Raw genomic sequence first — 21453 nt, 5'->3', positions numbered from 1 at the left:
ATTATGCCTCGGCATAATTGCGTCCGGATTCGGCTTTGTGTTTGCACAAAGAACTCCTTTCCGAATTCCGTGACATCCGCCGGGGGCTTTAACTTCTTTACACTTGTTCTTTGACTAAATCTTTAGGGCCAAAGGTTGCTGTTGGTTCCCACCATAGTGGGATTTTAATGCTTTCATCTGTTAATTCCCCTTTGCCATTCGCTACATCTTTGGCAGTCTCATAGCCTGCTTGTGCATGACGCACAACACCAATACCAGAGTCCACCGTCATTGCCACTTCCAGGCGCATATCAGATTCCTCTGTTCCATCTGCAATCATCGTTACACCTGTATGAACGGCCTCCCCCATTGAATAGTTAGCTTGCAGTGCAATTAAATCACACATTCCAACTGCATTGAGTAAGCCATTTAATACAGGCCAGTCAGAAATTAAATCCCCACCATCCTTCATATTTTCAGATTCAAATGTTGGATTAACGATAGAACCTGAGTCCAAATTATCGCGAGAGAACGCAACTGGCCCACTAAGTTCTCCTCGACGAATCATATCATTGACTTCTAATGCAAACTTTTTACGTTGTCCGAAGCCCATATAACAAATCCGGGCAGGCAAAGCTTCAATTGGGATATGCTCTTTCGCTAGTTTAATCCAGCGTGTAACTAGTAAATCATCACTAAATTTTTCTAAAATCATATCGTCAATTTTACGTAAATCTTCCGAATCTCCCGACATACAAATCCAACGGAACGGTCCACGCCCTTCGCAGAATAACGGACGTATATATTCTGCTACAAATCCTGGTAAGCGCTTCGCCTCTTTTTCGTCAAACCCAGCGTCAATACATTCTTTCCGAATACTTGTGCCATATTCAAATGAATGCACCCCTTTATCGAGGAGAGCTATTAATGCTTTTAGCTCGCGAATCATTGTTTGTCGCGCTTTTTCTAAGTATTCAAGACGATCTCGATCACGTAACTCCTCAGCTTCTTTAACCGTATAGCCTGCCGGTAGATAGGCGATCGGGTCATGTGCAGGTGTCATTGATGTCGCGATATCTGGTAAAAATCCAATTTCTAAGGCTTTCTCAAATACATCAGCTGCATTTCCAACTACAGCAATACCAAGTGCTTCACCTGCCGCCGCTTTTTCTTTAGCAAGCGCGATTGCCTCCTCTAAAGAATCTACAACTACATCGATAAAGCCCTTTTCAATTCGTCGATTAATAATTTCAATATTGGAGTCACATAAAATTGCAACACCACCATGCATTGTCATTGCACGTGTTTGGTTGCCACCCATCCCTCCGGCACCAGCCGTTAATAGAATTTTTCCGACAAGTGAATCATTGTAATGCAATCTAGCTATGGCAGATAATGTTTCAAATGTTCCTTGAATAACTCCTTGCGTGCCGATATATTCCCAAGGTGCAGCTGTATAATTGGCATACATCGTTAAATTTTTCTCTTGTAAGTCGTAAAATGTTGGCCAATCTGCCTTCATAATATTTGTTGTTGCCATGACAACAGTTGGTGCGTATTTATGTGTTTTAAAGACAGCCACAGGCATCCCTGACTGCACAACTAGTGTTTCATCATCTTCTAAATCTTTCAAGGAATCTACAATCGCATGATATGACTCCCAGTTACGAGCGGCTTTACCAATCCCACCGTAAATCACTAGCTCTTCTGGCTTTTCAGCATTTTCCATATTATTTTCTAGCATGCGTAAAATTACTTCTTGGCGCCATCCTTTACATCGCAATGTGCTTCCTCGTTGAGCTTTTACTGAATATAAGATTTCTGGTTTTGTCATTTACAATTCCTCCTTTTTATATCTATCCTTTAATAATGCAAATAGCATGCCAACTTTTAAAAATCCTATAAATATTCTTATGAAAAGCGATAAGGATAGTGTTTATGAAATGAATTCCGAAAATAGAGAGAGACGTTAAAAATCTTAAAATGCGCAGATAAATTTTGCACCAACCGTTTTTTCTGTATATTCATACTATTCGGTAAACATATATGGTACGATTTATGACAAAAGCAGAAATTTTTTGCATGCAAAATAATGTGAAAGAAGGTTTTTTGTGTGAACGAGGAATTAAGACGCTTTGCAACTATATTGGGAACTAATATCATTACATTAGATAGTTCATTTCAAGTGATTTGGTGGCATCTCAACGATAGTATTTCGTTAGATTTAAAAAAGAATATGCCTATAGATACAATCGCTGACATAGACGTCACGTTATTTCATCACCCACAACAGCTATTAACTCAGGAGCAGCATTTATCTTTTACTATTGAACCCTTCTATTTTACAGAACAATATTATTTTGTTTTAGTGGAAAATTTAGTTGATTTTCAGCACTCATTACAAAATAAAGTTTTTGTATTAGAAGAAATTATAGAACATTTAGATGAAGGGATTATTGTCAGTAACGAATATGGGGATATTGTTTATTACAATGAGGCACTTGCTAAGATGGAGGAACATAACAAGGAAGACATGATTGGAAAGAAACTTTGGAATGCTTACAACTATCAAGATCGTCGCTTATCGGAGCACAATCATATTTTAAAAACAGCTAAGCCAATCTATACGAAATATCGAGCCCATGCCTATTCAGAAAATGAGCCGAAATTTGTTGGCTATAGCTCTTTCCCTATTCAAAAGGATAATAAAACAATAGGTGTATTTTCTATTACACATACCGAAACAAGCCTACGTAATCAGTTGCGTCAAACGATGGATTCAAAACTTGAGTCTATGGAAGTACCAGAAGTTGTAAAAAGAAATAATGGCACAATTTATACATTTCAAGATTTAAAAGGGAACAGTCCAGAGCTCCTACAAACTATTGCTGAGGCTAAAAATATTGCGAGCTATAATACTGATACACTTATTATTGGTGAAACAGGTACAGGTAAAGAATTATTTGCACAGAGTATGCATAATTTAAGCCCCCGAGTGGCAAAGCCCTTTGTAGCAATAAACTGTGCCGCTATCCCATCCACACTGCTAGAAAGTACACTATTTGGCTCTGTAAAAGGGGCATTCACTGGGGCTACAAATCAAGAAGGGCTTTTTGAATATGCGAAAGATGGCACACTTTTTCTTGATGAAATCAACTCTTTACCAATAGAACTTCAACCTAAATTGATGCGGGTTTTACAAGAACGAGCTGTTAGACGTGTAGGGAGTAATACACTCATTCCTATCGAGTGTACAGTCATTAGTGCTTCCAACGAAGATCCTGAGCTACTGACAGCTGGTGGCCGAATGCGTCTTGATTTATTTTATCGTATCGCACATTCGAGTATATACATCCCTCCTTTACGTGAAAGACCAAATGATATACTTTTCTTTATCCAACATTTTTTACATAAAAATGTTCTTAAGTACACGAAAGCAGATATTACAATAAAACCTGAGCTCTACCAGCTACTTTTAGATTATGATTGGCCTGGTAATGTTCGTGAATTAGAACATTTGATTGAAAACCTTGTAATTCAAGTAAGCTCAGAAAGTTGGATTACAGAAGATATGCTACCACGCTATTTAAAAAATAAACTATCAATGAAAGCCGTCCCATCTAATAAACGTCCACTAAAAGCCCTTATGCATACAAATGAGGAGCAATACATCCGCAAAGTTTTAAAGCATTGTGGCGGAAATATTTCAGCCGCTGCTAAACAATTAAATATTTCTCGTCAATCTCTACAATATCATATGAAGAAACTAGCTATTCAGAAAGAAGAGTTTATATAATTCAATTCACAAAAAAATCAAAACCACAATACGCGGTTTTGATTTTTGTGTGTGTACTTAATAACATACCATTCCTACACAAATGCCAGTTAGCACGAGTAAATAAGGTTGAATTTTCCAACGCATCAAGCACCATAAAAAAAGGGCTGCGATTACGATGTCTAGTCCATTTTGAATTGTCTGTGTAACAATTGGATGAATAAAAGCTGCAGCTAACATTCCAACAACTGCTGCATTTGCACCAGCCATCGCCCCTCTTAATCCAGCAAAACGATTAAGAGCTAGCCAAAAAGGCATTGCCCCTACTATAAGCAAAAATGCCGGTAAAAAAATCGCTATCGTCGCTATAATAGCCCCAGGCACTCCAGCAATGACCATACCTATATAGGAAGCAAACGTAAATAATGGACCAGGGACTGCCTGCGTCATTCCGTATCCTGCTAAAAATTCAGAAGAACTCATTAACCCACTTTGGACAAATTGTGCTTCTAGTAAAGGCAATACGACATGGCCTCCACCAAACACTAATGCACCTGATAGATAAAACTTTTCAATCATCGTAAACCACTCATATTGAAAAAGTGGGCTAACAATTGGTAAACCAACAAGCAGTATAACAAACAGCGCTAAAAAACATGCACCAGTCATTTTTGAAATAGGGACCAACGTTTCTTTTGGGTCATCTCTTTGATTAGTCATCTTTAATAAGAGATAACCTATAGAAGAAGCAACAATAATAGTAGTTACCTGAGCAAGTGGATGGACCCATAAAAGCACTACTATAAGGGCCAATAAAGCGATGATAAAATGGCGAATACTAGGGATTAATTTTTTTGACATATCAAAAATAGCTTGCGCAACAATCGCAACAGCCACCAATTTTAAGCCATGAATCCAGCCCATACGCATCTCTGTATATGCAGAAAAATACGCAAATGCCATAAGTAGCAAAACTGACGGAAATGTAAAACCAAGAAATGACACAATACTCCCCAACAAACCGCCTCTTAATAAGCCAATACCCATCCCTACCTGGCTCGATGCTGGCCCAGGTAAAAATTGACTGAGCGCAACAAGCTGACTGTAGTCATGATCAGATAACCATTTTCGCTTTTGAACATATTCATTTTGAAAATACCCTAAATGTGCCGTTGGACCCCCAAAAGATGTACAACCTAATTTAAGCGAAACTAGAAAAATCTCACATAACCTTCGCAATATCTTCAACTACTTTCCATTCCATATATACTCATATTACATGGGGGAATCATCCTTTTGGTTTAAGATATTGTAAAGTTTTTACTATAAAAATCAGGTTTCTTTATTTATCTCCAATTTTAATAGCAGAACCAAGCTCACTTCCATTAGCAGCTATCGGAATGAGCTCATAGCTCTTCCCCGTTAAATATAATGCATCGAGGCGGACACCCCACTTCGTATACTCTTCATTCAAAGGATATGCTACGTTAAATGGCCATGATTCCCCTGTTGCTGATTGAATTTTAAAATGTATCGCCTCATTTAATAAACTTTTCTCTGAATAAAAGTAAATCGTTGTTGATATTGGTGTAGAAACAACCTTTTCTATTGTTATTTCCTGACCATCTAACAGCTGTACTTTTTTCTCAACAGGGAAAACCTTTCTATCATCTTGTAATTGCTTTTGTGAAGCTTCTACTTGAAATTCCCATGGCTCGTCAATCTTTTTTTCCCCGTTCCAGTCGTTATAACGTATATCTAAATTCAATGTTTTATCCGCTGGTAGTTCACTTAATTTCACACTACTATAAATTGTATAGGTTTTATCAGATTGTTTGATTGTCTGTCCTCCATTTCTAACCGTGAACTCATTTCCATTCACAAAAACCTGTGGAAAGAAAAAAATTTGATGGTCGAAATTTATGTCCTTTCCTGGCTTAAAGGTAGCATTCAATAATATTTGGTTATCGTCAATTATTATTTCATTTAACGTTAAACGTCCGAGACTATTTTCAGTAGTTTTACCGACAACTGTTTTGTAGGTTTCAAAATTCGAATCTTTATTAAACAAAAAATAATAAACAATGACACAAGTAGCTACCAATAAAAGCAATACTACAACAAACCATATTTTGCGTCCTCGATTTCCCTTTTGCTGATTCTCAACTAGAAGCATATCGGACATCATGTACACCTCATTTTAAGAAAGTATGTCTGCACAAATCCTTTTTATTTATTGTAGTTTTTAGTTGAACATTATATAACCTCTAACGATGTCTAGGTTTGGCTGATTTCACTATGTATCTAAAGGAATAATTTATATTCCTTTAATGTTGTTGCAAAACTTGAAGAACAAAATGGTCAAGATAATACTTGTGATTGTTGCAGCGCATTAAATTAGTGATTTCTCATGCCTGAAGATATATGCTATGTGAAGTGGTTGATTGGAGTGGAGACTGGGTGACTCCTTGGGGATCAGCGTCACAGATGAGATCCTGCAGCGAAGCGAAGCTGCTCATCGGACGCCCCCAGGAAAGCACCCAGTCGGAACGGAAATCAACCCCTCTTTTTGCCGAAGAGCTATAACCCCTTACTCTTGATGACGAGCCTTTTTAGCCACTTCCATTAAATAATCTACAAACAACTCATCTTTCACTAACCATGATTGATAATTTCTTTTTAAAAACCATTCCGCTTCATAAAAACTTGTAAAGATTTGATCTAACGGAAGTTTATTTTTTTCAATGATCCAATCAAAATCACTTATAGAATATAGAAGGAATATTTCTTCCTTAAGGTTTTTATACATTGTCCCAAAAGAAGAAAACCTAAAATTATAGCGATTTCGTTTTGCGTCCTCTGGTATTGGAGCTATATGAAATGTTTGGGTCACATACTGCTCATAAGCTTCATCTGTTAAAGAGCAACCAGCTGCTTTTTGATGCCCTCCCCCTCCGAATTCTGCTGCAATAGCCGAAACATCTATGTGATCATGAATCGTACGAAAAGAAATTCTTTTGCCACCCATATTTAATATAGCTATAAAATCAAGGTGTACATTTTCTTTCCCCAATTCATTACCAAGCTCTGAATGATAAGATTCTGCATACACTATACCTGTAAAGTATTCTCCTATTGATGTTTGTACTAGCTCCCGTTTTTTTCGGCGGATGTACCGTTCTATTTTCTCTTCTTCCATACTCAAAATTTTCTTTTCAAATTCATCAAAGTCAAAGTGTTCGCTTGTCTTTAAACGTTCAAGCATTTTTTCTTCAAATTCATCAATTGAAACTAAAAAAAAGAGAGTGTTTAGCCGACGTGCTTGTTGATTATCATTCTTTTCCCATTCCCATGTATCGTACTGTCTCACTAATTCTACAAATTCTGTGACGGAATTTGTTTGTTCTAAAAATCCATGTGAAACAAGATACTGATAAAATAAGGACGTTGCTGATGTCAAATATCCATTTTCATCTTCTATTAAAACTTTACCCCATTCATAATCGTTCAAATGATAGGCTGTTTTATGATGATCAAGAAGTTGAACATTTCCAGTTGCGGTATAATAATCATTTAATCTCTTTTCATTTTCCTCGTTTGGCGATAAGTCTGTAATAAATAAAAATGTACCTTGTTCGTTAGTGTCTAAAAAATACTCAATTTCTCGATCCAGCGATGAAATCGAATTGTACCTTACCTTCACTTGACCTTGAAAGGCAAGTTTGGCTAAAATTCCGCAACCAATTCCATCTAAATCATTATGCGATAGCAATTTATACATTTTTTCACCTCCCAATTAGTATGGTTTATCATCGAAAAAATTATCGGAATTGTTAGGAGTGTTTATGTTAAAAAAGAAAATTACTTATTTAGGATTTGGCCTATTATTCATTGTTGCTTTAGGGTTTGGTACATATACGTTCATGAATGCCAGATCCCACCAACTGTTTGGCAGTATTACTTCACATGTCGAAACACACCAGAAGGTTGTAGCATTAACATTTGATGATGGCCCCACTAAAAATGTCAGTGCCATTTTATCCTTATTAGACGACTACAACACGAAAGCAACCTTTTTTCTAATTGGGAAGGAAATTGAGGAAAATCCAGAGGAAGCTAAAAAAATTGTCCAGGCAGGTCACCAAATTGGAAATCATACGTATTCACATAGGCGAATGATATTTAAAAGCCCTACTTTTTACAAAAATGAAATCGAGAAAACCGATGAGCTAATTAGTAGTATCGGCAATATAGAAACTCCCCCTGTTCGACCGCCATATGGAAAAAAACTAATTGGTTTACCTTATTAGTTAAGTAAAAATAATCGCGATACATTACGTGGAATTTGGAGCCTGATACGTATTACTCATCGGTCAAGGAAAAAATTAATTATGTTAAAGAAAATATACAACCAGGCTCTATTATCTTAATGCATCCTATGTATGATGATACTGGAAGTGAATTACAAACGATTGAAGGAATCTTAAAGACACTTATTGCAGAAGGTTATACATTCGTCACTTTTGAAGAACTTAAGAAATTACAAAGAAAACAATCGACTAATTTTCAGGATATAGTAATTAAAAACGAAATGATATCAACCCAACATTTGCCATTCTCTTTACGCCATGCATCAGTAACACAAAAAATTTATGCAGATTCTTATGCTAAACGTAGATCAATAATTTATATATATCCCCCTATTAACAGTCTCAAAGAATTAGATAATTCGCACTTTTTAATTAAATAAAAATTATAATCGTATAGTATTCCCATAAAAATTTTCACCTCCTCATAGCACTCCTCTGTCACAAACTGTGCAATAATTCATAAAAAAAGAGTCTCGAAAATCCTTTAAAATCAACACTCACAAAAATAATCTACTACAATATTCCTTCTAATTCAGTTTACCTCAAAATAAGTTTGACTATTCAGAAATATCGGAATTCATTTTCTGGTAAAATATAAATTCATTTTTTGTTATAATATGTTATTATTATTTTAGTAAAACGACCTATTTTTATGAAATAAAAAATAGAGGAAAAATGAACTAAAAAGGATGATGAATATGAAAGAAATCCAGCAATTATTCCAAAGTGAAGATGGAAATATCGAACAAAGAGAGAATTTTTTATCCCTATTGGAGAAAATCGTTTCATCATTAGATGATTTAAAAAACCCACAAACAACAACTCTTGGACCGATGGAAGAACGCTCTGACAATTTCTATAAAGAGTTAATGCAAGAAAATCAAGTACCAACTTCAGGTGTCGGACTTGATCAAGTTGTGAATGAATTAACACAATTGATGCAAGGACATCCTTACCATACACGCAACTTTGTAACAAATGTTTTACCAATGGCTAGCATTCCTGGTATATTAGGTCAATTTACGAATGCTCTGCTTAATGGTAACAATCTATGGGATGTATACGGACCAGCTGCCGCAGAATGTGAGGTAAAGGTAGTAGCAATGATGTCGAAGTTAGTTGGCTACGACTATACTCAAAGCTTTGGTTACACAACTTGGGGTGGACAAGGGGCTGTTTTCAGTGGGCTTCGTCTTGCGATCGCTAAACAATTCCCTAATGCAAAAGAAGATGGCGTACCAAATAATTTATATTGCTTCGCTTCAGAAAATGCTCATTATAGCTTATTAAAATCAATTGAAGCAGTCGGCATCGGTAGCAAGCATTTAATTCGTATTAAAGCTGGCGAAGACCATTCAATGGATATTGATGATTTACGTATGCGTATGACTGAGGTTATTGAAAATGGTGGTATTCCAGTGTATGTAGTTGCTACTACAGGCGCTACAGATCAATTTGCCATTGATGATGTACAAGCAATTAAAAAAGTTACAACTGACCTTGAACAAAAACATTCCTTAAAACCTATACATATTCACGCTGATTCAGCGTTAGGTGGTTTTTACGCATTTTTCAACGATTATGATTTTAAGGTAAATCCACTTCAGTTAGAGAATGATGTTTTACAAGCACTAGAACAAATTAAAGAACGTATGCAATATCTACCTATTGCAGATAGCCTTTGCTTCGACTTCCAAAAGCTTGGTCAAACACCGTATTTAACAAGCTTATTCCTAATAAAAGAAGGAAAACACCTACAGTTATTAGACATTGAGGACTTCGACACACCTTATGTTGGCAATCGAGGCTATGGTTCTTATCATACAGGCTATACATTAGAGTGCTCTCGTATGGGTAGTTCAATTGCTATTTATGCTGCATTACAGGCGTTTGGTAAAGAAGGCTACCAACAAATATTAGCAAATTATGTGCGTGTAAATTTAGCGTTCCGTGCGCAGTTAGCTGAGAAGACTCCAATGCTTCAAGTAGTCAATGAGTCTAATATTGGACCAGTTACAGCCTTTCGTTTGTATCCTGAAGGCTTTAATTGGAAATCTGAACAGTCAGGTAGCTATACACAAGATCAGATTGAATATATTAATGGCCTTAACGCTTCTTTATTTGAAATTATAGGAGAAGGTCGAGATGAAGTATTTTTCGGTGATACGACACGTGTTTGCACTGTCAGCACTAGCGATACAACACAACAAATTCCAGTCGCAGCTGCAAAATTCTTCTCAATTTCTCCTTATACAGAGACAGAACATATTAGTGATATGGTTCATTTCTTACAACAAAAGGTAAAAGTATTGGAGGCTGCTAAAGTTGAGTATAGTCAAAAAATTTAAGAGCTCTTTACTCTATAAATATATTGCGAGTTTTACTATTCCAATTGCTATTATTTCAGTAATATTTAGTATCGTATTATTTGTTACATCTTATCGGATTATCGATAATAATGTTATTACACAATTTGAGTCATCATTAGAGGTTATATCTCATACAATTTTTAATGATATAGACAAAAATGACGTCAAAGCTGCAGATGATGGCGATAAGGATAAATATGATGAAATATTAAATGAATTAAATGATACACTTAAAGAGTATGACATTGAAAATGCTTACGTTCTTTCACGTGCAAATGGCAAAGAACATATTGTGGCATTAAGTAATAAAGTCGAGTATCAAGAGGACTATGTTTTTAGTCAGGACATGCATGAAGCGCTAAATACTGGAACCATTCAATCTAGTGATATTTATAAAGATGAATACGGTATTCATAAATCGATTTTTATACCATTTAAAGATACTGATATTCTTTTTGGTTTAGATATGGACGCTTCCTTCATTTCTAAACTTCAAACAGAGACTCTTTGGATTTGTATTATCATGACCGTGATGTTTTTGATTTTCGGTATTATTGTGGCTTATATCATTAGCAAAGGCATTATAAAACCGATTAAAAATATGACTAGCTATGTTGGTAAGGTGGCACAAGGAGAATTAGCTGTTGAACCACTTCAAATAAAGGGTTCTAATGAAATTGCACAGCTCTCTTCAGGCATTGAAAATATGACAGCAGATTTACGCTCTCTTATTCAGCAAATTGCTGAGAATGCTGAGCAAGTAGCTGCTATGTCTGAAGAGTTATCGGCAGGCTCTGAGCAAACAAGTGCATCTATTCAACAAATTACATCTTCAATGCAAGAAGTAGCTTCAGGATCAGAAAAACAAACTTCCTCTATTGAAGAAGTAGAAAATCATATTACGACAATCTCCACAAAAATGTCAGAAGTTGTATCGAGCGTTAATGATGTCACTGCTAAAGCATCTAGTGCATCTTCTATTTCAGAAAAAGGCAATACAACAATTCAAAGTGCTACAGAAAAGATGGCCATAACATCTAATGCTATTCAAGAGACTTCGGAAGTTGTGAAACGTTTAAGCACATACTCAAATGAGATCGGCGACATTGTAACCTTAATTAATGAGATTACGGATCAAACAAATTTACTCGCTTTAAATGCATCTATTGAAGCAGCACGTGCTGGTGAGCATGGTAAAGGCTTTGCAGTTGTAGCTGAAGAAGTGCGTAAACTTGCAGACCAATCTTTAGCAGCGACGAATAGTATTCGAACACGTATTGAAACTATTAAAGAAGAGTCTGTGCAAGCTGTAAAATCTATGGAAATTAGTAGTAGTAATCTTGCAGAAAGCTCTACTACCTTTAATGAATCAGGTGAAGCTTTTAAAGATATATATTCGCATGTTACTTCACTAACTCAAGAAATGGATTATGTCAATAATATCATTTCAAATATTAACGATGGGGTTAGCAGCATTGCCATTTCTGTAGAGACAGTTGGTGTAATAGCCGTTCAATCATCTGGAAACATTCAAAATGTGGCTGCTGCTTCTGAAGAACAATCAGCTAGTATTGAGGAAATTACTGCGTCTTCAAATAATTTAGCTGAGATGGCACAGCAACTTCGTAATATCATACAAAAATTCCAGCTATAAGGAACTAATAAAAAAATCCGCTATACTTTCTGTAGGTAAGTTTTTATCAACAGAAGTTTATGCGGATTTTTTCATTGACCCATCAATTATGCCTCGGCATAATTGCGTCTGGAATCGGCTTTGTGGTTAGGCCTGCAGATGTTTTTTGCACGAAAGCGTAGCGACAGCGGCAGGTCTTTTTTGCGCGAAAGCGTAGCGGCAGCGGCAGATGTTTTTTGCGCGAAAGCGTAGCGACAACGGCAGGTCTTTTTTGTGCGAAAGCGTAGTGCTAACGTAGCGGCAGCAACGTGTCTTAGACTGAGTTCCTCTATTTCAGCGGGTGTTTGGATACCCGCTGAAAAGCAGCTTAAATCCGCCATTCATCTCACCATCTATAGAGGTGCGAGACTTCTGTACCTGTCGCTTTACTTTCGCTACAAAAAACATTTGTAGCTGACGTTTCACTTTCGCTATAAAAACATTTGTAGCTGACGTTTCACTTTCGCTACAGAAAACATTTGCTGAAAGAAGTTAAATGTTTTTTAGTGCTCTCTTGTTCATCCATGCAATCGTTTCTTCTAACCCACTTTATATGAAGTACTCGGCAAAGCGCCTATTTCCTTTTCAAATTTTTTCCCACTTAAAATGACCGGTTCTTCTATTAAACACAAGATTTCAACTACTTCTTTCATAGAAGAAGTAAATATTCCAATTAGTCGGATCATGCCTTTAGAAACTGTACGAACACCCTTTTTGTAGCCTGTAATTTCACGTGAAATTCCCACTAGTTCTTCCCCTGCAATTGGCTGAACAGCTGGCACGTTCCAATTCTGATTATATGTGTCGTCTCATAAAACAAGCTCAACCATAGCCATTGCGCCATCAACTGTATAAGAAATTCTCTCTGCATTTGGTCCATACAAATCAGGGAAATGCAACAACAGCAAAAAATAAAGTAGCTTAAAAAACAACCCCTTACTACTTAAGAGTAGGAGGTTGTTTCTACCAACATTAAATTAGGCCCTTCGCAACTTTTGAAATAACAGCGCCTTCAGCCTGACCAGTTAACAAAGGTTTTGCAATTTTCATCGCTTCCCCCATGTTCATCCCTTTTACAACGCCAGCTGCCACAAGTTTTTCTGCAATTTCTTCTTCAGTTAATTGCTCTGGTAAAAATGATTTTAGAAGAACTAATTTCGCTTCCTCTTTTTCAATTAAGTCAGCTCGTCCTGCATTTTGAGCACCCTCTAGTGCCTGATTTGTTTGCTTGACTTCACGATTTATAATAGCCATTTCCTCTTCAGCTGATAAAGCTTCTCCCTTTTCTTTTTCAGCTAAATCTAGAGCAGATTTCAAAAGCGATAATACACCTTTTGCTAATACATCCTTTTCTTTCATTGCCTTTTTTAATTGTTCAAATACCTCTGTTTTTAACAATGCTTTCACTCCTTTGTGACCTTTATTATACCATAAAAAAATACCGTAACCTTAAGGGATACGGTAGCGTGTGTCACGGAATTGCCGAGGCATAATTGATACTATTTTGCTTGTTTAAGCATCGATACTTCAGCTTTTGTCGTTATTAAATCCGATGATAAAATATCAAATTTCGCATCTACAAGATCAATTTTTCGACTTAAATTTTGTTCAACTTTGTCTAATCTTTTTTCCAATGCTTCGTTGTTTTCTTCTAATCTCTTTTCAACTACTTCGATTTTTCCTTCTAATCTTTTCTCAACTGCTTCGATTTTTTCTTCTAATCTCTTCTCAACTGCTTCGATTTTTTCTTCTAATCGCTTCTCAACTGCTTCGATTTGTTGTTGAAGATCCGATTTCATATCTTGCATTTGCTTCGAAAGCTCTAAAATTGCTTGAAGAATCGTATGTTGGTTGACTTCTTGTTCCATTTTTGAGTTCCTCCGCTCTTTTATATTCATTACATTATCTATTAATTTCACAGCAATTATCTCATAAACACAAATAAGTAGAGTTACATAAGCAACTCTACTTGTCATTCTAACTACGATTTATCTTAAAGTCAAAGTATTAAGAGATAGAATTTGTCAAGTATTCATCCATTACTTTCACTTGCTATAATTGCATCGCATTATATTCCTGTATGTGTAAACAGGTCTTTACAATCACTTCTCAAATTGCCATAGCGCGCTTTAATTAATTCCAATTAAGGAATTAAACTGACTACTTTAGCAATATTCAGCGATTTATTAATCTCTGCCATTTACCCAATAAACAAAACCAATAACGGCTCCACCAATAATATTACCAAGTGTTACAGGTAATAAATTTGAAACGGCTCCACCAAACGATACTAGTTCACCATGAGGTATGAAGAGAGCAAGGGAAAACAATGTCATATTTGCAATACAGTGCTCAAATCCAATTGTGACAAAAGGGAAAATACAGCAGAAAATCATCACTAATTTCCCAGTCTCTGTTTTCAATTTATAGGTACACCATACGGCCAAGCATACAAGCAAATTACATAAAATACCTCGACATAAAAGTTCAACGAAACTACCACTCATCTTAGCTGTAGCTAGTTTTTCAATGTAAGCTGCTATGTCTCCACCTGCTAGCCCCGAGTAAAAAAATAATGCGGCTGCTAAAAGAGACCCAAAGAAGTTTCCTATGTAACTAAACGTCCAAATGCCCAACATCTCTAATGGCGATGATTTTTTTGATAGTGTACTAACCGTTAACACTAGATTATCACCGGTAAATAAATTGGCCCCAGCCATCATGACCATACTAAGTGCCACACCAAATGCTAATCCTTGTAAGATTTTCATACTTGGTACTTCAGTTGGGCTTAATAAGCCTCCAATAGTAGTGATGAGCAAAATTCCAAACCCGATAAAAAGTCCACCAAAAATAGCTAACAATAAATAATTAGCCGGCTTCTGCTTCATCATGTTAATTTTTGTTTCAGCTGTTATACAAACTGAAGAAATTGTTTCTTTCATACTTTCATCTCCCAAACAACATCAAGCTAATTTAATAGCTCATTTTTAACATTGATCTCAAGTAGTCACCTAGTTTCCACTCTAACCAACTTTTATATAAGGGTTATATTTTAACAAATATTATTCCAAAATATCGTTAATTAACAAATTTAAAGTAAATCCCTCCAAATTAACATATATTTATGCACTTTAAAGATTTCTTTAGGACTTCTATTAGTTCATTTGAATTAAATAGGAATAGTAAATCTAAATATAATGCTGGAATTTCTTTCTGAGAAGATGGCAATTTGTGTTACAGACTACTTGCTTTCGCATAGACGCATTGTCAATAATAATCCATATTTCTCCCATTGCTCCAAGGAAAAATTTATTTGTAGATTGATCCATTATTTTTTTCTATCATTAGATTCAATCTTTCTATCAGTCATTTTATTGCTTATCTGGATTTATCATGATACGATTCCATCAATTCAAACAAGTAAGTTAAGTCAGTATATAAAGGAGCAACAGCTAGAAGCCGAAATTATCGTAAAGCTAGAATATTTAAATCCTGCTAACAGTGTAAAGGATCGTGTTGCAAAAGCGATGATCGAGGATGCTGAAGCTCGTGGTGTATTGACAAAGGATAAAACAATAATCGAAACAACAAGTGGCAATACTGGCATTGGTCTAGCAGCAATTGCAGCTACAAAAGGCTATAAGCTCGTATTTATTGTGCGATAGCTGGTATACATCACGTACGATCATTGAAGCCGCACTCTCAAAAGGCACGCATGTCATCGGCGCACTCAAAACAGCCAGTCCCCGGTGAAATACCGCGAACTGGCTGTTTTTTTATACTAACTTCAATATAAAGGCAAGCACCTTTTCCACTTGACCCTCAACTCTATCAAAGCTTACCGCTTACTACTTATTGGCTTCATATACTTTCAATAACTTACCTTTGATTGTTGTTTTCTTCATGTTTTTTAAAACAATCGGGCCTTTATCATTTAATATTTCTACATAAGTAAAAGCATCTGTAATGGTAATAATGCCTATATCCTCGACTGTTACACCATCGATTTTGGCAATCGTCCCGACGAAATCTACAGCTCTTAGCTTCTTTTTCTTACCACCATTAAAATATAGCTTCATGATTTGCTCGTTCAGCTTTTCACTTTTCGCCTTTTTCAGGGTTGGTTCAATATCCATTTTCGCTTCAAAAGCTGCTTTCTTTTTTAAAGCATCTTCTTCAGTTGGCACTACTTTATTTGGAATTTTAAAACCAATATAGTCTTCAATTTCACTTAAAAAACGATCTTCAAACGGCGTTACAAGCGTAATTGCTTTCCCTTTTAAACCTGCTCGTCCAGTTCTTCCCGTACGATGGACGTAACTTTCTTTTTCTAATGGCAGATCATAGTTAATGACATGTGTGATATTATCAATATCAATCCCTCGAGCCGCTACGTCTGTGGCAACTAAATATCTAAAATCGCCTCTTTTAAAATCATTCATCACTTCAAGTCGTACATCCTGTATCATACCGCCATGAATTTTATCACAGCTATATCCGAAATTGATTAACTGCTCACATAACGTATCGACTCTATCCTTTGTGCGGCAAAAAATGATACAGCTATCTGGATTTTCAACAATCGTAACTTTGCGCAGCAGGGATAGTTTTAGTTCTTCATCCACTACGTAAAGGGAATGATCAATTTTATCTGTTGTTAATCCCGTAGCTTGAATTTCTACATCAGTAGGTGTTTTCATATATTTAAGAGCTAAGTCTTTTACCTTCTCTGGCAACGTAGCTGAAAATAACATCGTCACACGATTTTGAGGCACTTGTTTAATAATGGCTTCGACTTGTTCTATGAACCCCATATTCAACATTTCGTCCGCCTCATCAATGACAAGATAACGTATTTTGTCTAAGACAAGCGTGCCTCTTTCAATATGATCTAACATGCGTCCCGGCGTACCAACAACAACATGTGTTTTTTGCTTTAGCTCTGTTTTTTGAATGGCGATCGGCTGTTTTCCATAAACCGCTGTTGCTTTAATGCGCTTCAGTCTACCAATATTCGTAAAATCCTCTTTTACTTGAACAGCAAGCTCCCTTGTCGGAGTTAACACTAAGGCTTGCGGTTTGTTTTCTAGCCAATCAATGGCTTCGCAAATTGGAATCCCGTAAGATGCAGTTTTCCCACTACCTGTTTGTGATTTTACAACAAGATCTGTTTTTGCTAATGCTAACGGAATGACCTTACTCTGAACTTCTGTTGGTTGTTCATATCCTAAGCTATCCAGTGCCATTATTATTTCATTACTTAATTCATAATCTTTAAACCTTTTTTTACTCATCATTAAGCCTCATTTATGTTCAATTATTTTTACTATTGAAAGATAATTACCTAACATAGACTCCCATTATACATACGAAAGTGAATAATAACTACTCTCGGAGTTGTTGCAACTTACCGAATTATCAGTTTACCTATCCATTAGGCTTTCTCAGACATTCTCCTGCGAAAACATTTACAATTTGAACAGATGGAATGATCCAGCCCTTGCATTATGAATAGATAGATCATGACATGTATATAGTGCACTTACATGTTACCTATTCATAAAAGAAGGATGTTGTATTAGCAAATTTAATTAATTATTTTTTTCTATTACTATATTCAATCTTTCTATCTGGAATTTTATTGCTTATAAGGATTTTTCGTGATACGATTCCACCAATTCCTATAAAACAAGTTTGTTAAGTAGGCAAAAGATAAGGGGTTGATTGAGATGGGTCAAATTGTAACGAATAAGATCAAACAATCTATTACAGAATTAATCGGTCATACACCACTATTAGCATTAAATCAGTATATAAAGGAGCAACAGCTAGAAGCCGAAATTATCGTAAAGCTAGAATATTTAAATCCTGCTAACAGTGTAAAGGATCGTGTTGCAAAAGCGATGATCGAGGATGCTGAAGCTCGTGGTGTATTGACAAAGGATAAAACAATAATCGAAACAACAAGTGGCAATACTGGTATTGGTCTAGCAGCAATTGCAGCTACAAAAGGCTATAAGCTTCGAATTTACATGCAGGATGGAGTTAGTGAAGAGCGTACGAAAGTTATAAAGGCATACGGCACGGAGGTTGTCCCTTTTTCAGATGTTCCAGAAATGGTAGCTGCCTTTGAGGAAACAGAGGGTGACTTTGTTGAAACGATTAAAGTATTTCGAGAAACGGTCGTTGAACAAGAAGAAAATGTTGTGTTTTTAAATCAGTTTGATAATGATGCCAATCCAAATGTTCATAAGTTAACCACTGGTCCTGAAATTTGGGAGGATACAGACGGACATATTGATATCTTTGTGGCAACAATCGGCACAGGTGGTACGATAAGTGGTGCTGGTGCATACTTAAAATCTAAAAATCCAAATATCCAGATCATTGGTGTAGAGCCTGCTGTTAATTCCATTGCAACAGTTGATAATCCAGATATCATTGAAATCACAGGTGTTCACCGCTTCTCCGATGCAGACGAGGCTCGTGTACCATCGAATGTTCATTTAGAAATAATTGATGAAGTACTGGAGGTAGAAACTGCACAAGCTTATGAGGCGGCACGCGCAGTTGCTAAATCAGATGGTATATTAGTAGGTACTTCATCAGGTGCTGCTTTATTTGCCGCCACAGCTCTTGCAAAACGTGCAGAGAACAGAGGAAAACGAATTGTCGTTATCCTACCTGATACTGGTCTGCGATATTTATCAACAGATTTATTTTAGAAAAAAGCGTTAGTTAAGAGTAGCGCACTTGCATAGACACACTATAAAAACGAAGGGTAAAATAAATTACCCTTCGTTCATATTAATAACTTGTTAAAAAAATCTTTCCTTTAGTATTTTTAGACGATTCAACGGCCGTTATCGCGTTTTTAATGTCTAACAAATCATAATGAGAATCAAACGCCATCATTTTTAACTTACCACTATTAACTAAATGGATTAAGTGATGAAATGTATCTTGCCATCTTTCTACCGATACTTGCTTATTCCAATGACGCAAATGGAACATATTTGCCTTTACATTTGCCTCTTTAACGATTTTCTGCCAATTCACTTGTACACCTGATAAAAGACCAATAGCTAAAAAATCCCCTCCAGATTTCAGGCAGAAAGCAAGATCATTGCCTGCTGCCCCTCCAATAGAATCAATAGCAGCATCAGCACCTCTACCATTTGTTAGTTCCATTACTGTCTCATAGAGCGGTGCTTTTGAAGTATCTATTACATAGGAAGCGCCAAGCTGAATTAAATCGTCCGTATGTCTATTATTTCTCGTTACCGCGATTAGTTGAAAACCTAACAATTTTGCTAGCTGAGCAAATATATGTCCAATTGCAGACCCACAAGCATTCACTAATAAAACATCATTTGGCTGCAATTGTAATATATCCGTACAAGTTACCCAAGCTGTCATTGGGTTGATATACATTTGTGCTGCAGTAAAATCATCTATAGAATCTGGAATAGGCACTGCAAATTCTGCGCTTGTTTTTACAATCTCCTGCCAAGTTCCTTCTCCTCGTAAAGGTAATACACGCTTTCCGATAAGATTTTGAGAAACATATGGACCTACATCCTCTACAATACCGACCCCTTCATAGCCAGGAATAGTTGGTAAAGAAATTCGATGAGCATAACTCCCCCATATTGGTATTAAATCAGAAGGGTTAATAGGTCGTGTCAACATTTGAACAAGAATTTCCTGCTCTTGAGGAGGTTGAATCGTTTTATTTTCGAACTTCAAAACCTCTCGTGGACTTCCAAATTCATATAACTTAATGCTTTTTGCTTTCAAAAAATTAACTCCTTATGATTGATTAATAGCATTTTTTCAACTACTCCAAAATAAAACCTTCAGGGGAGCTTTCTTCATCCTCACCGATTATTAATTTTCACCAATCGGGATTATATGAGCTGCTTTTCTCCCGCTTAATTTCTTTGCTATCGCGAATAGTAAATATTCCCCTAATTACTTTTCGAATAAATATACAATATGTTTTTTATTCAATGATAATTATAAGGAGACTTAATGGTCTGATGGTGTTTTTAAAGCTGTGAAATGGTAAAATCGCCATCTTCTGTCATGCATAGTTGTAGGTTTTTATTGATTTCTATCTTAATAGGACTAACAATTGCTTTTTTGTTAGAAAAATACCAAACACGTTCACTTGGTCCTAAAAGTAAATTTGCGCCATCCTCATAATTCCCCATAAACGTGAGAGCATTTGAGTGAATTTCCTTATGATTCATTGGAGTTATACAGTATTCTTTTAAACTATCGGCTACTGAATAAATAGCATCCGTCGTTAAATTTATTTCGGCAATATTTAATATATGCTCGGGTGAAAAAGACTCTACATCCTGTTTTGGATTTACTTCCTGTCTTGAAATGAGCTCAATAATATTTCCTTCTGGATCATAAAAATAACAAGAATGAGCCTTTAATGTATCAAAATATACTTCATCCTGTCCCTCCGAAAATAATAATTCTGCATATTCTTTTACCCAGCTTTTCGCTTGTTTAAATAAATTACATGGAATATTTAACGCAAAATGATATTGTTTTTTTACCAAATACGGTATTTTTTCAAAAGTGATAATACTTTCGCCAACAGCTATATCAAAAAAATTATTTGTATTCTTTATTAATGTAAATCCTAAATGATTGCAGTAAAATTCCTTCATTTTATGTACATCATACACATATAGTTTCACCTTTGTAATCTTCATCGTAAAACATCTCCTTTGCAATTGTTAGCTTTTACTATACTTACTAAAATAAATACATACCTCATGCAAAAGAATGAAAATACCTTTATAGTTGGATACGATCTCCCCTACTATTTGATTGTGAAATGACCAAAAACTCTACCTCTTCCCCTGAATCATTACGCATCTGATGTGATTTAAGGGGCGGCACTTCAATTCCTTCATTTTTTTGTAATACAATTCGTTCTCCGTCGATATCGATTGTTGCTGTTCCAGATAGCACAAAAAAAATTGTTGTGCATGATGCTGATAATGATTAACCTCAACTGTTTTAGCAGCCATACGCTCATGAATAATACGAAGATCTTTATTCTTCACAGAATTGAGCTTCAGGAAGCCCACTTCTTCAGAGGTGAGAGGAATGAAGTGCTTTTTCTTTATAGAACATATGTTTATGTTGTATATTGTGAATAATCAAAAAAGAAAGGAGTGACGGGTAATGACGAAAGGGAAGAAAGATTGTTTTGTTATAGAACTCAAGTTACTTATAGATACATGGCAAAAGGATATT

General features: G+C 35.9%; 17 protein-coding genes and 2 pseudogenes. 6 read left to right on the top strand and 13 right to left on the bottom strand.

Annotated features, from left to right (window positions below; all coding sequences use genetic code 11):
• Window positions 1–97: 97 nt before the first annotated feature.
• Complete coding sequence (gene hutU, locus ACFCYJ_RS20660) at window positions 98–1813, bottom strand: urocanate hydratase (protein WP_376076477.1); 1716 nt, start codon at window positions 1811–1813, stop codon at window positions 98–100.
• A gap of 279 nt (window positions 1814–2092) precedes the next feature.
• Between hutU and ACFCYJ_RS20655 the strand changes: the two genes are divergently transcribed.
• On the top strand, window positions 2093–3775 hold the full coding sequence (locus ACFCYJ_RS20655) for a sigma-54 interaction domain-containing protein (RefSeq protein WP_376076474.1): 1683 nt from the start codon (window positions 2093–2095) through the stop codon (window positions 3773–3775).
• Between the two features lie 57 nt (window positions 3776–3832).
• Here ACFCYJ_RS20655 and chrA read toward each other — a convergent pair whose 3' ends face one another.
• From chrA to ACFCYJ_RS20640, 3 genes are all read right to left on the bottom strand, one after another.
• Window positions 3833–4993 (bottom strand): chromate efflux transporter, encoded by a 1161-nt coding sequence (gene chrA, locus ACFCYJ_RS20650; protein ID WP_376076471.1) that lies wholly within the window; start codon window positions 4991–4993, stop codon window positions 3833–3835.
• Between the two features lie 103 nt (window positions 4994–5096).
• Entirely contained in the window at window positions 5097–5942 is an 846-nt protein-coding gene (locus ACFCYJ_RS20645) for a DUF4179 domain-containing protein (protein ID WP_376076469.1), read from the bottom strand.
• Window positions 5943–6344: 402 nt separating this feature from the next.
• The gene (locus ACFCYJ_RS20640) at window positions 6345–7535 is read right to left on the bottom strand and encodes a DHH family phosphoesterase (RefSeq protein WP_376076467.1); all 1191 of its coding nucleotides are present in this window, start codon (window positions 7533–7535) and stop codon (window positions 6345–6347) included.
• 64 nt (window positions 7536–7599) lie between these two features.
• Between ACFCYJ_RS20640 and ACFCYJ_RS20635 the strand changes: the two are divergent.
• The 3 genes and pseudogenes from ACFCYJ_RS20635 to ACFCYJ_RS20625 form a co-directional block, all read left to right on the top strand.
• Window positions 7600–8297: pseudogene (locus ACFCYJ_RS20635) on the top strand (polysaccharide deacetylase family protein); the annotation flags it as partial.
• A 525-nt stretch (window positions 8298–8822) separates the two neighbouring features.
• Window positions 8823–10472: a pyridoxal phosphate-dependent decarboxylase family protein gene (locus ACFCYJ_RS20630; protein WP_376076465.1), complete on the top strand. Its 1650-nt coding sequence runs from the start codon at window positions 8823–8825 to the stop codon at window positions 10470–10472.
• Window positions 10450–12147 (top strand): methyl-accepting chemotaxis protein, encoded by a 1698-nt coding sequence (locus ACFCYJ_RS20625; protein WP_376076463.1) that lies wholly within the window; start codon window positions 10450–10452, stop codon window positions 12145–12147. The genes ACFCYJ_RS20630 and ACFCYJ_RS20625 overlap by 23 nt, the downstream gene beginning before the upstream one ends.
• A 312-nt stretch (window positions 12148–12459) precedes the next feature.
• On the opposite strand, the gene ACFCYJ_RS20620 is transcribed toward ACFCYJ_RS20625, so the two are convergent.
• The 5 genes from ACFCYJ_RS20620 to ACFCYJ_RS20600 form a co-directional block, all read right to left on the bottom strand.
• Complete coding sequence (locus ACFCYJ_RS20620) at window positions 12460–12591, bottom strand: hypothetical protein (RefSeq protein WP_376076460.1); 132 nt, start codon at window positions 12589–12591, stop codon at window positions 12460–12462.
• Window positions 12592–12704: 113 nt separating this feature from the next.
• Window positions 12705–12947, bottom strand: coding sequence for a Rossmann-fold NAD(P)-binding domain-containing protein (locus tag ACFCYJ_RS20615; RefSeq protein ID WP_376076458.1), 243 nt, complete (start codon window positions 12945–12947; stop codon window positions 12705–12707).
• Window positions 12948–13137: 190 nt separating this feature from the next.
• Entirely contained in the window at window positions 13138–13563 is a 426-nt protein-coding gene (locus tag ACFCYJ_RS20610; RefSeq protein ID WP_376076456.1) for a GatB/YqeY domain-containing protein, read from the bottom strand.
• A 101-nt stretch (window positions 13564–13664) separates the two neighbouring features.
• A complete protein-coding gene (locus tag ACFCYJ_RS20605) occupies window positions 13665–14033 on the bottom strand; it encodes a hypothetical protein (RefSeq protein WP_376076453.1) in 369 nt (122 codons plus the stop codon).
• A 318-nt stretch (window positions 14034–14351) separates the two neighbouring features.
• Window positions 14352–15110, bottom strand: a complete 759-nt coding sequence (locus tag ACFCYJ_RS20600; RefSeq protein ID WP_376076449.1) for a formate/nitrite transporter family protein — start codon at window positions 15108–15110, stop codon at window positions 14352–14354.
• 378 nt (window positions 15111–15488) lie between these two features.
• On the opposite strand from ACFCYJ_RS20600, the gene ACFCYJ_RS20595 reads away from it, so the two are divergent.
• Complete coding sequence (locus ACFCYJ_RS20595; protein WP_376076447.1) at window positions 15489–15833, top strand: pyridoxal-phosphate dependent enzyme; 345 nt, start codon at window positions 15489–15491, stop codon at window positions 15831–15833.
• Between the two features lie 183 nt (window positions 15834–16016).
• Here the strand turns inward: ACFCYJ_RS20595 and ACFCYJ_RS20590 are convergent, their stop codons facing one another.
• Window positions 16017–17462: a DEAD/DEAH box helicase gene (locus ACFCYJ_RS20590; RefSeq protein ID WP_376076445.1), complete on the bottom strand. Its 1446-nt coding sequence runs from the start codon at window positions 17460–17462 to the stop codon at window positions 16017–16019.
• 435 nt (window positions 17463–17897) lie between these two features.
• Here ACFCYJ_RS20590 and ACFCYJ_RS20585 point away from each other — a divergent pair, with 435 nt between their 5' ends.
• Window positions 17898–18893: a PLP-dependent cysteine synthase family protein gene (locus tag ACFCYJ_RS20585; RefSeq protein ID WP_376076443.1), complete on the top strand. Its 996-nt coding sequence runs from the start codon at window positions 17898–17900 to the stop codon at window positions 18891–18893.
• 82 nt (window positions 18894–18975) lie between these two features.
• On the opposite strand, the gene ACFCYJ_RS20580 is transcribed toward ACFCYJ_RS20585, so the two are convergent.
• From ACFCYJ_RS20580 to ACFCYJ_RS20570, 3 genes and pseudogenes are all read right to left on the bottom strand, one after another.
• Window positions 18976–19968 carry a zinc-dependent alcohol dehydrogenase family protein gene (locus ACFCYJ_RS20580; RefSeq protein ID WP_376076441.1) on the bottom strand — a complete coding sequence of 331 codons (993 nt, stop codon included), beginning with the start codon at window positions 19966–19968 and terminating at the stop codon, window positions 18976–18978.
• A gap of 251 nt (window positions 19969–20219) precedes the next feature.
• Window positions 20220–20903 carry a VOC family protein gene (locus ACFCYJ_RS20575; RefSeq protein ID WP_376076439.1) on the bottom strand — a complete coding sequence of 228 codons (684 nt, stop codon included), beginning with the start codon at window positions 20901–20903 and terminating at the stop codon, window positions 20220–20222.
• 85 nt (window positions 20904–20988) lie between these two features.
• Window positions 20989–21260 (bottom strand): annotated as a pseudogene (locus ACFCYJ_RS20570) (cupin domain-containing protein); the annotation flags it as partial.
• Window positions 21261–21453: the final 193 nt, after the last annotated feature.

This window comes from Lysinibacillus sp. NPDC056232 (assembly GCF_042267565.1).
Classification (GTDB): Bacteria; Bacillota; Bacilli; order Bacillales_A; family Planococcaceae; genus Lysinibacillus.
This window is presented reverse-complemented; position numbering and strand designations above follow the sequence as displayed.

Excerpts from the sequence above, each read along its gene's own strand:
- hutU (WP_376076477.1), bottom strand. The coding sequence starts at position 1,813 with ATGACAAAACCAGAAATCTTATATTCAGTAAAAGCTCAACGAGGAAGC.
- ACFCYJ_RS20645 (WP_376076469.1), bottom strand. The coding sequence starts at position 5,942 with ATGATGTCCGATATGCTTCTAGTTGAGAATCAGCAAAAGGGAAATCGA.
- ACFCYJ_RS20640 (WP_376076467.1), bottom strand. The coding sequence starts at position 7,535 with ATGTATAAATTGCTATCGCATAATGATTTAGATGGAATTGGTTGCGGA.
- ACFCYJ_RS20630 (WP_376076465.1), top strand. The coding sequence starts at position 8,823 with ATGAAAGAAATCCAGCAATTATTCCAAAGTGAAGATGGAAATATCGAA.
- ACFCYJ_RS20605 (WP_376076453.1), bottom strand. The coding sequence starts at position 14,033 with ATGGAACAAGAAGTCAACCAACATACGATTCTTCAAGCAATTTTAGAG.
- ACFCYJ_RS20600 (WP_376076449.1), bottom strand. The coding sequence starts at position 15,110 with ATGAAAGAAACAATTTCTTCAGTTTGTATAACAGCTGAAACAAAAATT.
- ACFCYJ_RS20590 (WP_376076445.1), bottom strand. The coding sequence starts at position 17,462 with ATGAGTAAAAAAAGGTTTAAAGATTATGAATTAAGTAATGAAATAATA.
- ACFCYJ_RS20585 (WP_376076443.1), top strand. The coding sequence starts at position 17,898 with ATGGGTCAAATTGTAACGAATAAGATCAAACAATCTATTACAGAATTA.
- ACFCYJ_RS20575 (WP_376076439.1), bottom strand. The coding sequence starts at position 20,903 with ATGAAGATTACAAAGGTGAAACTATATGTGTATGATGTACATAAAATG.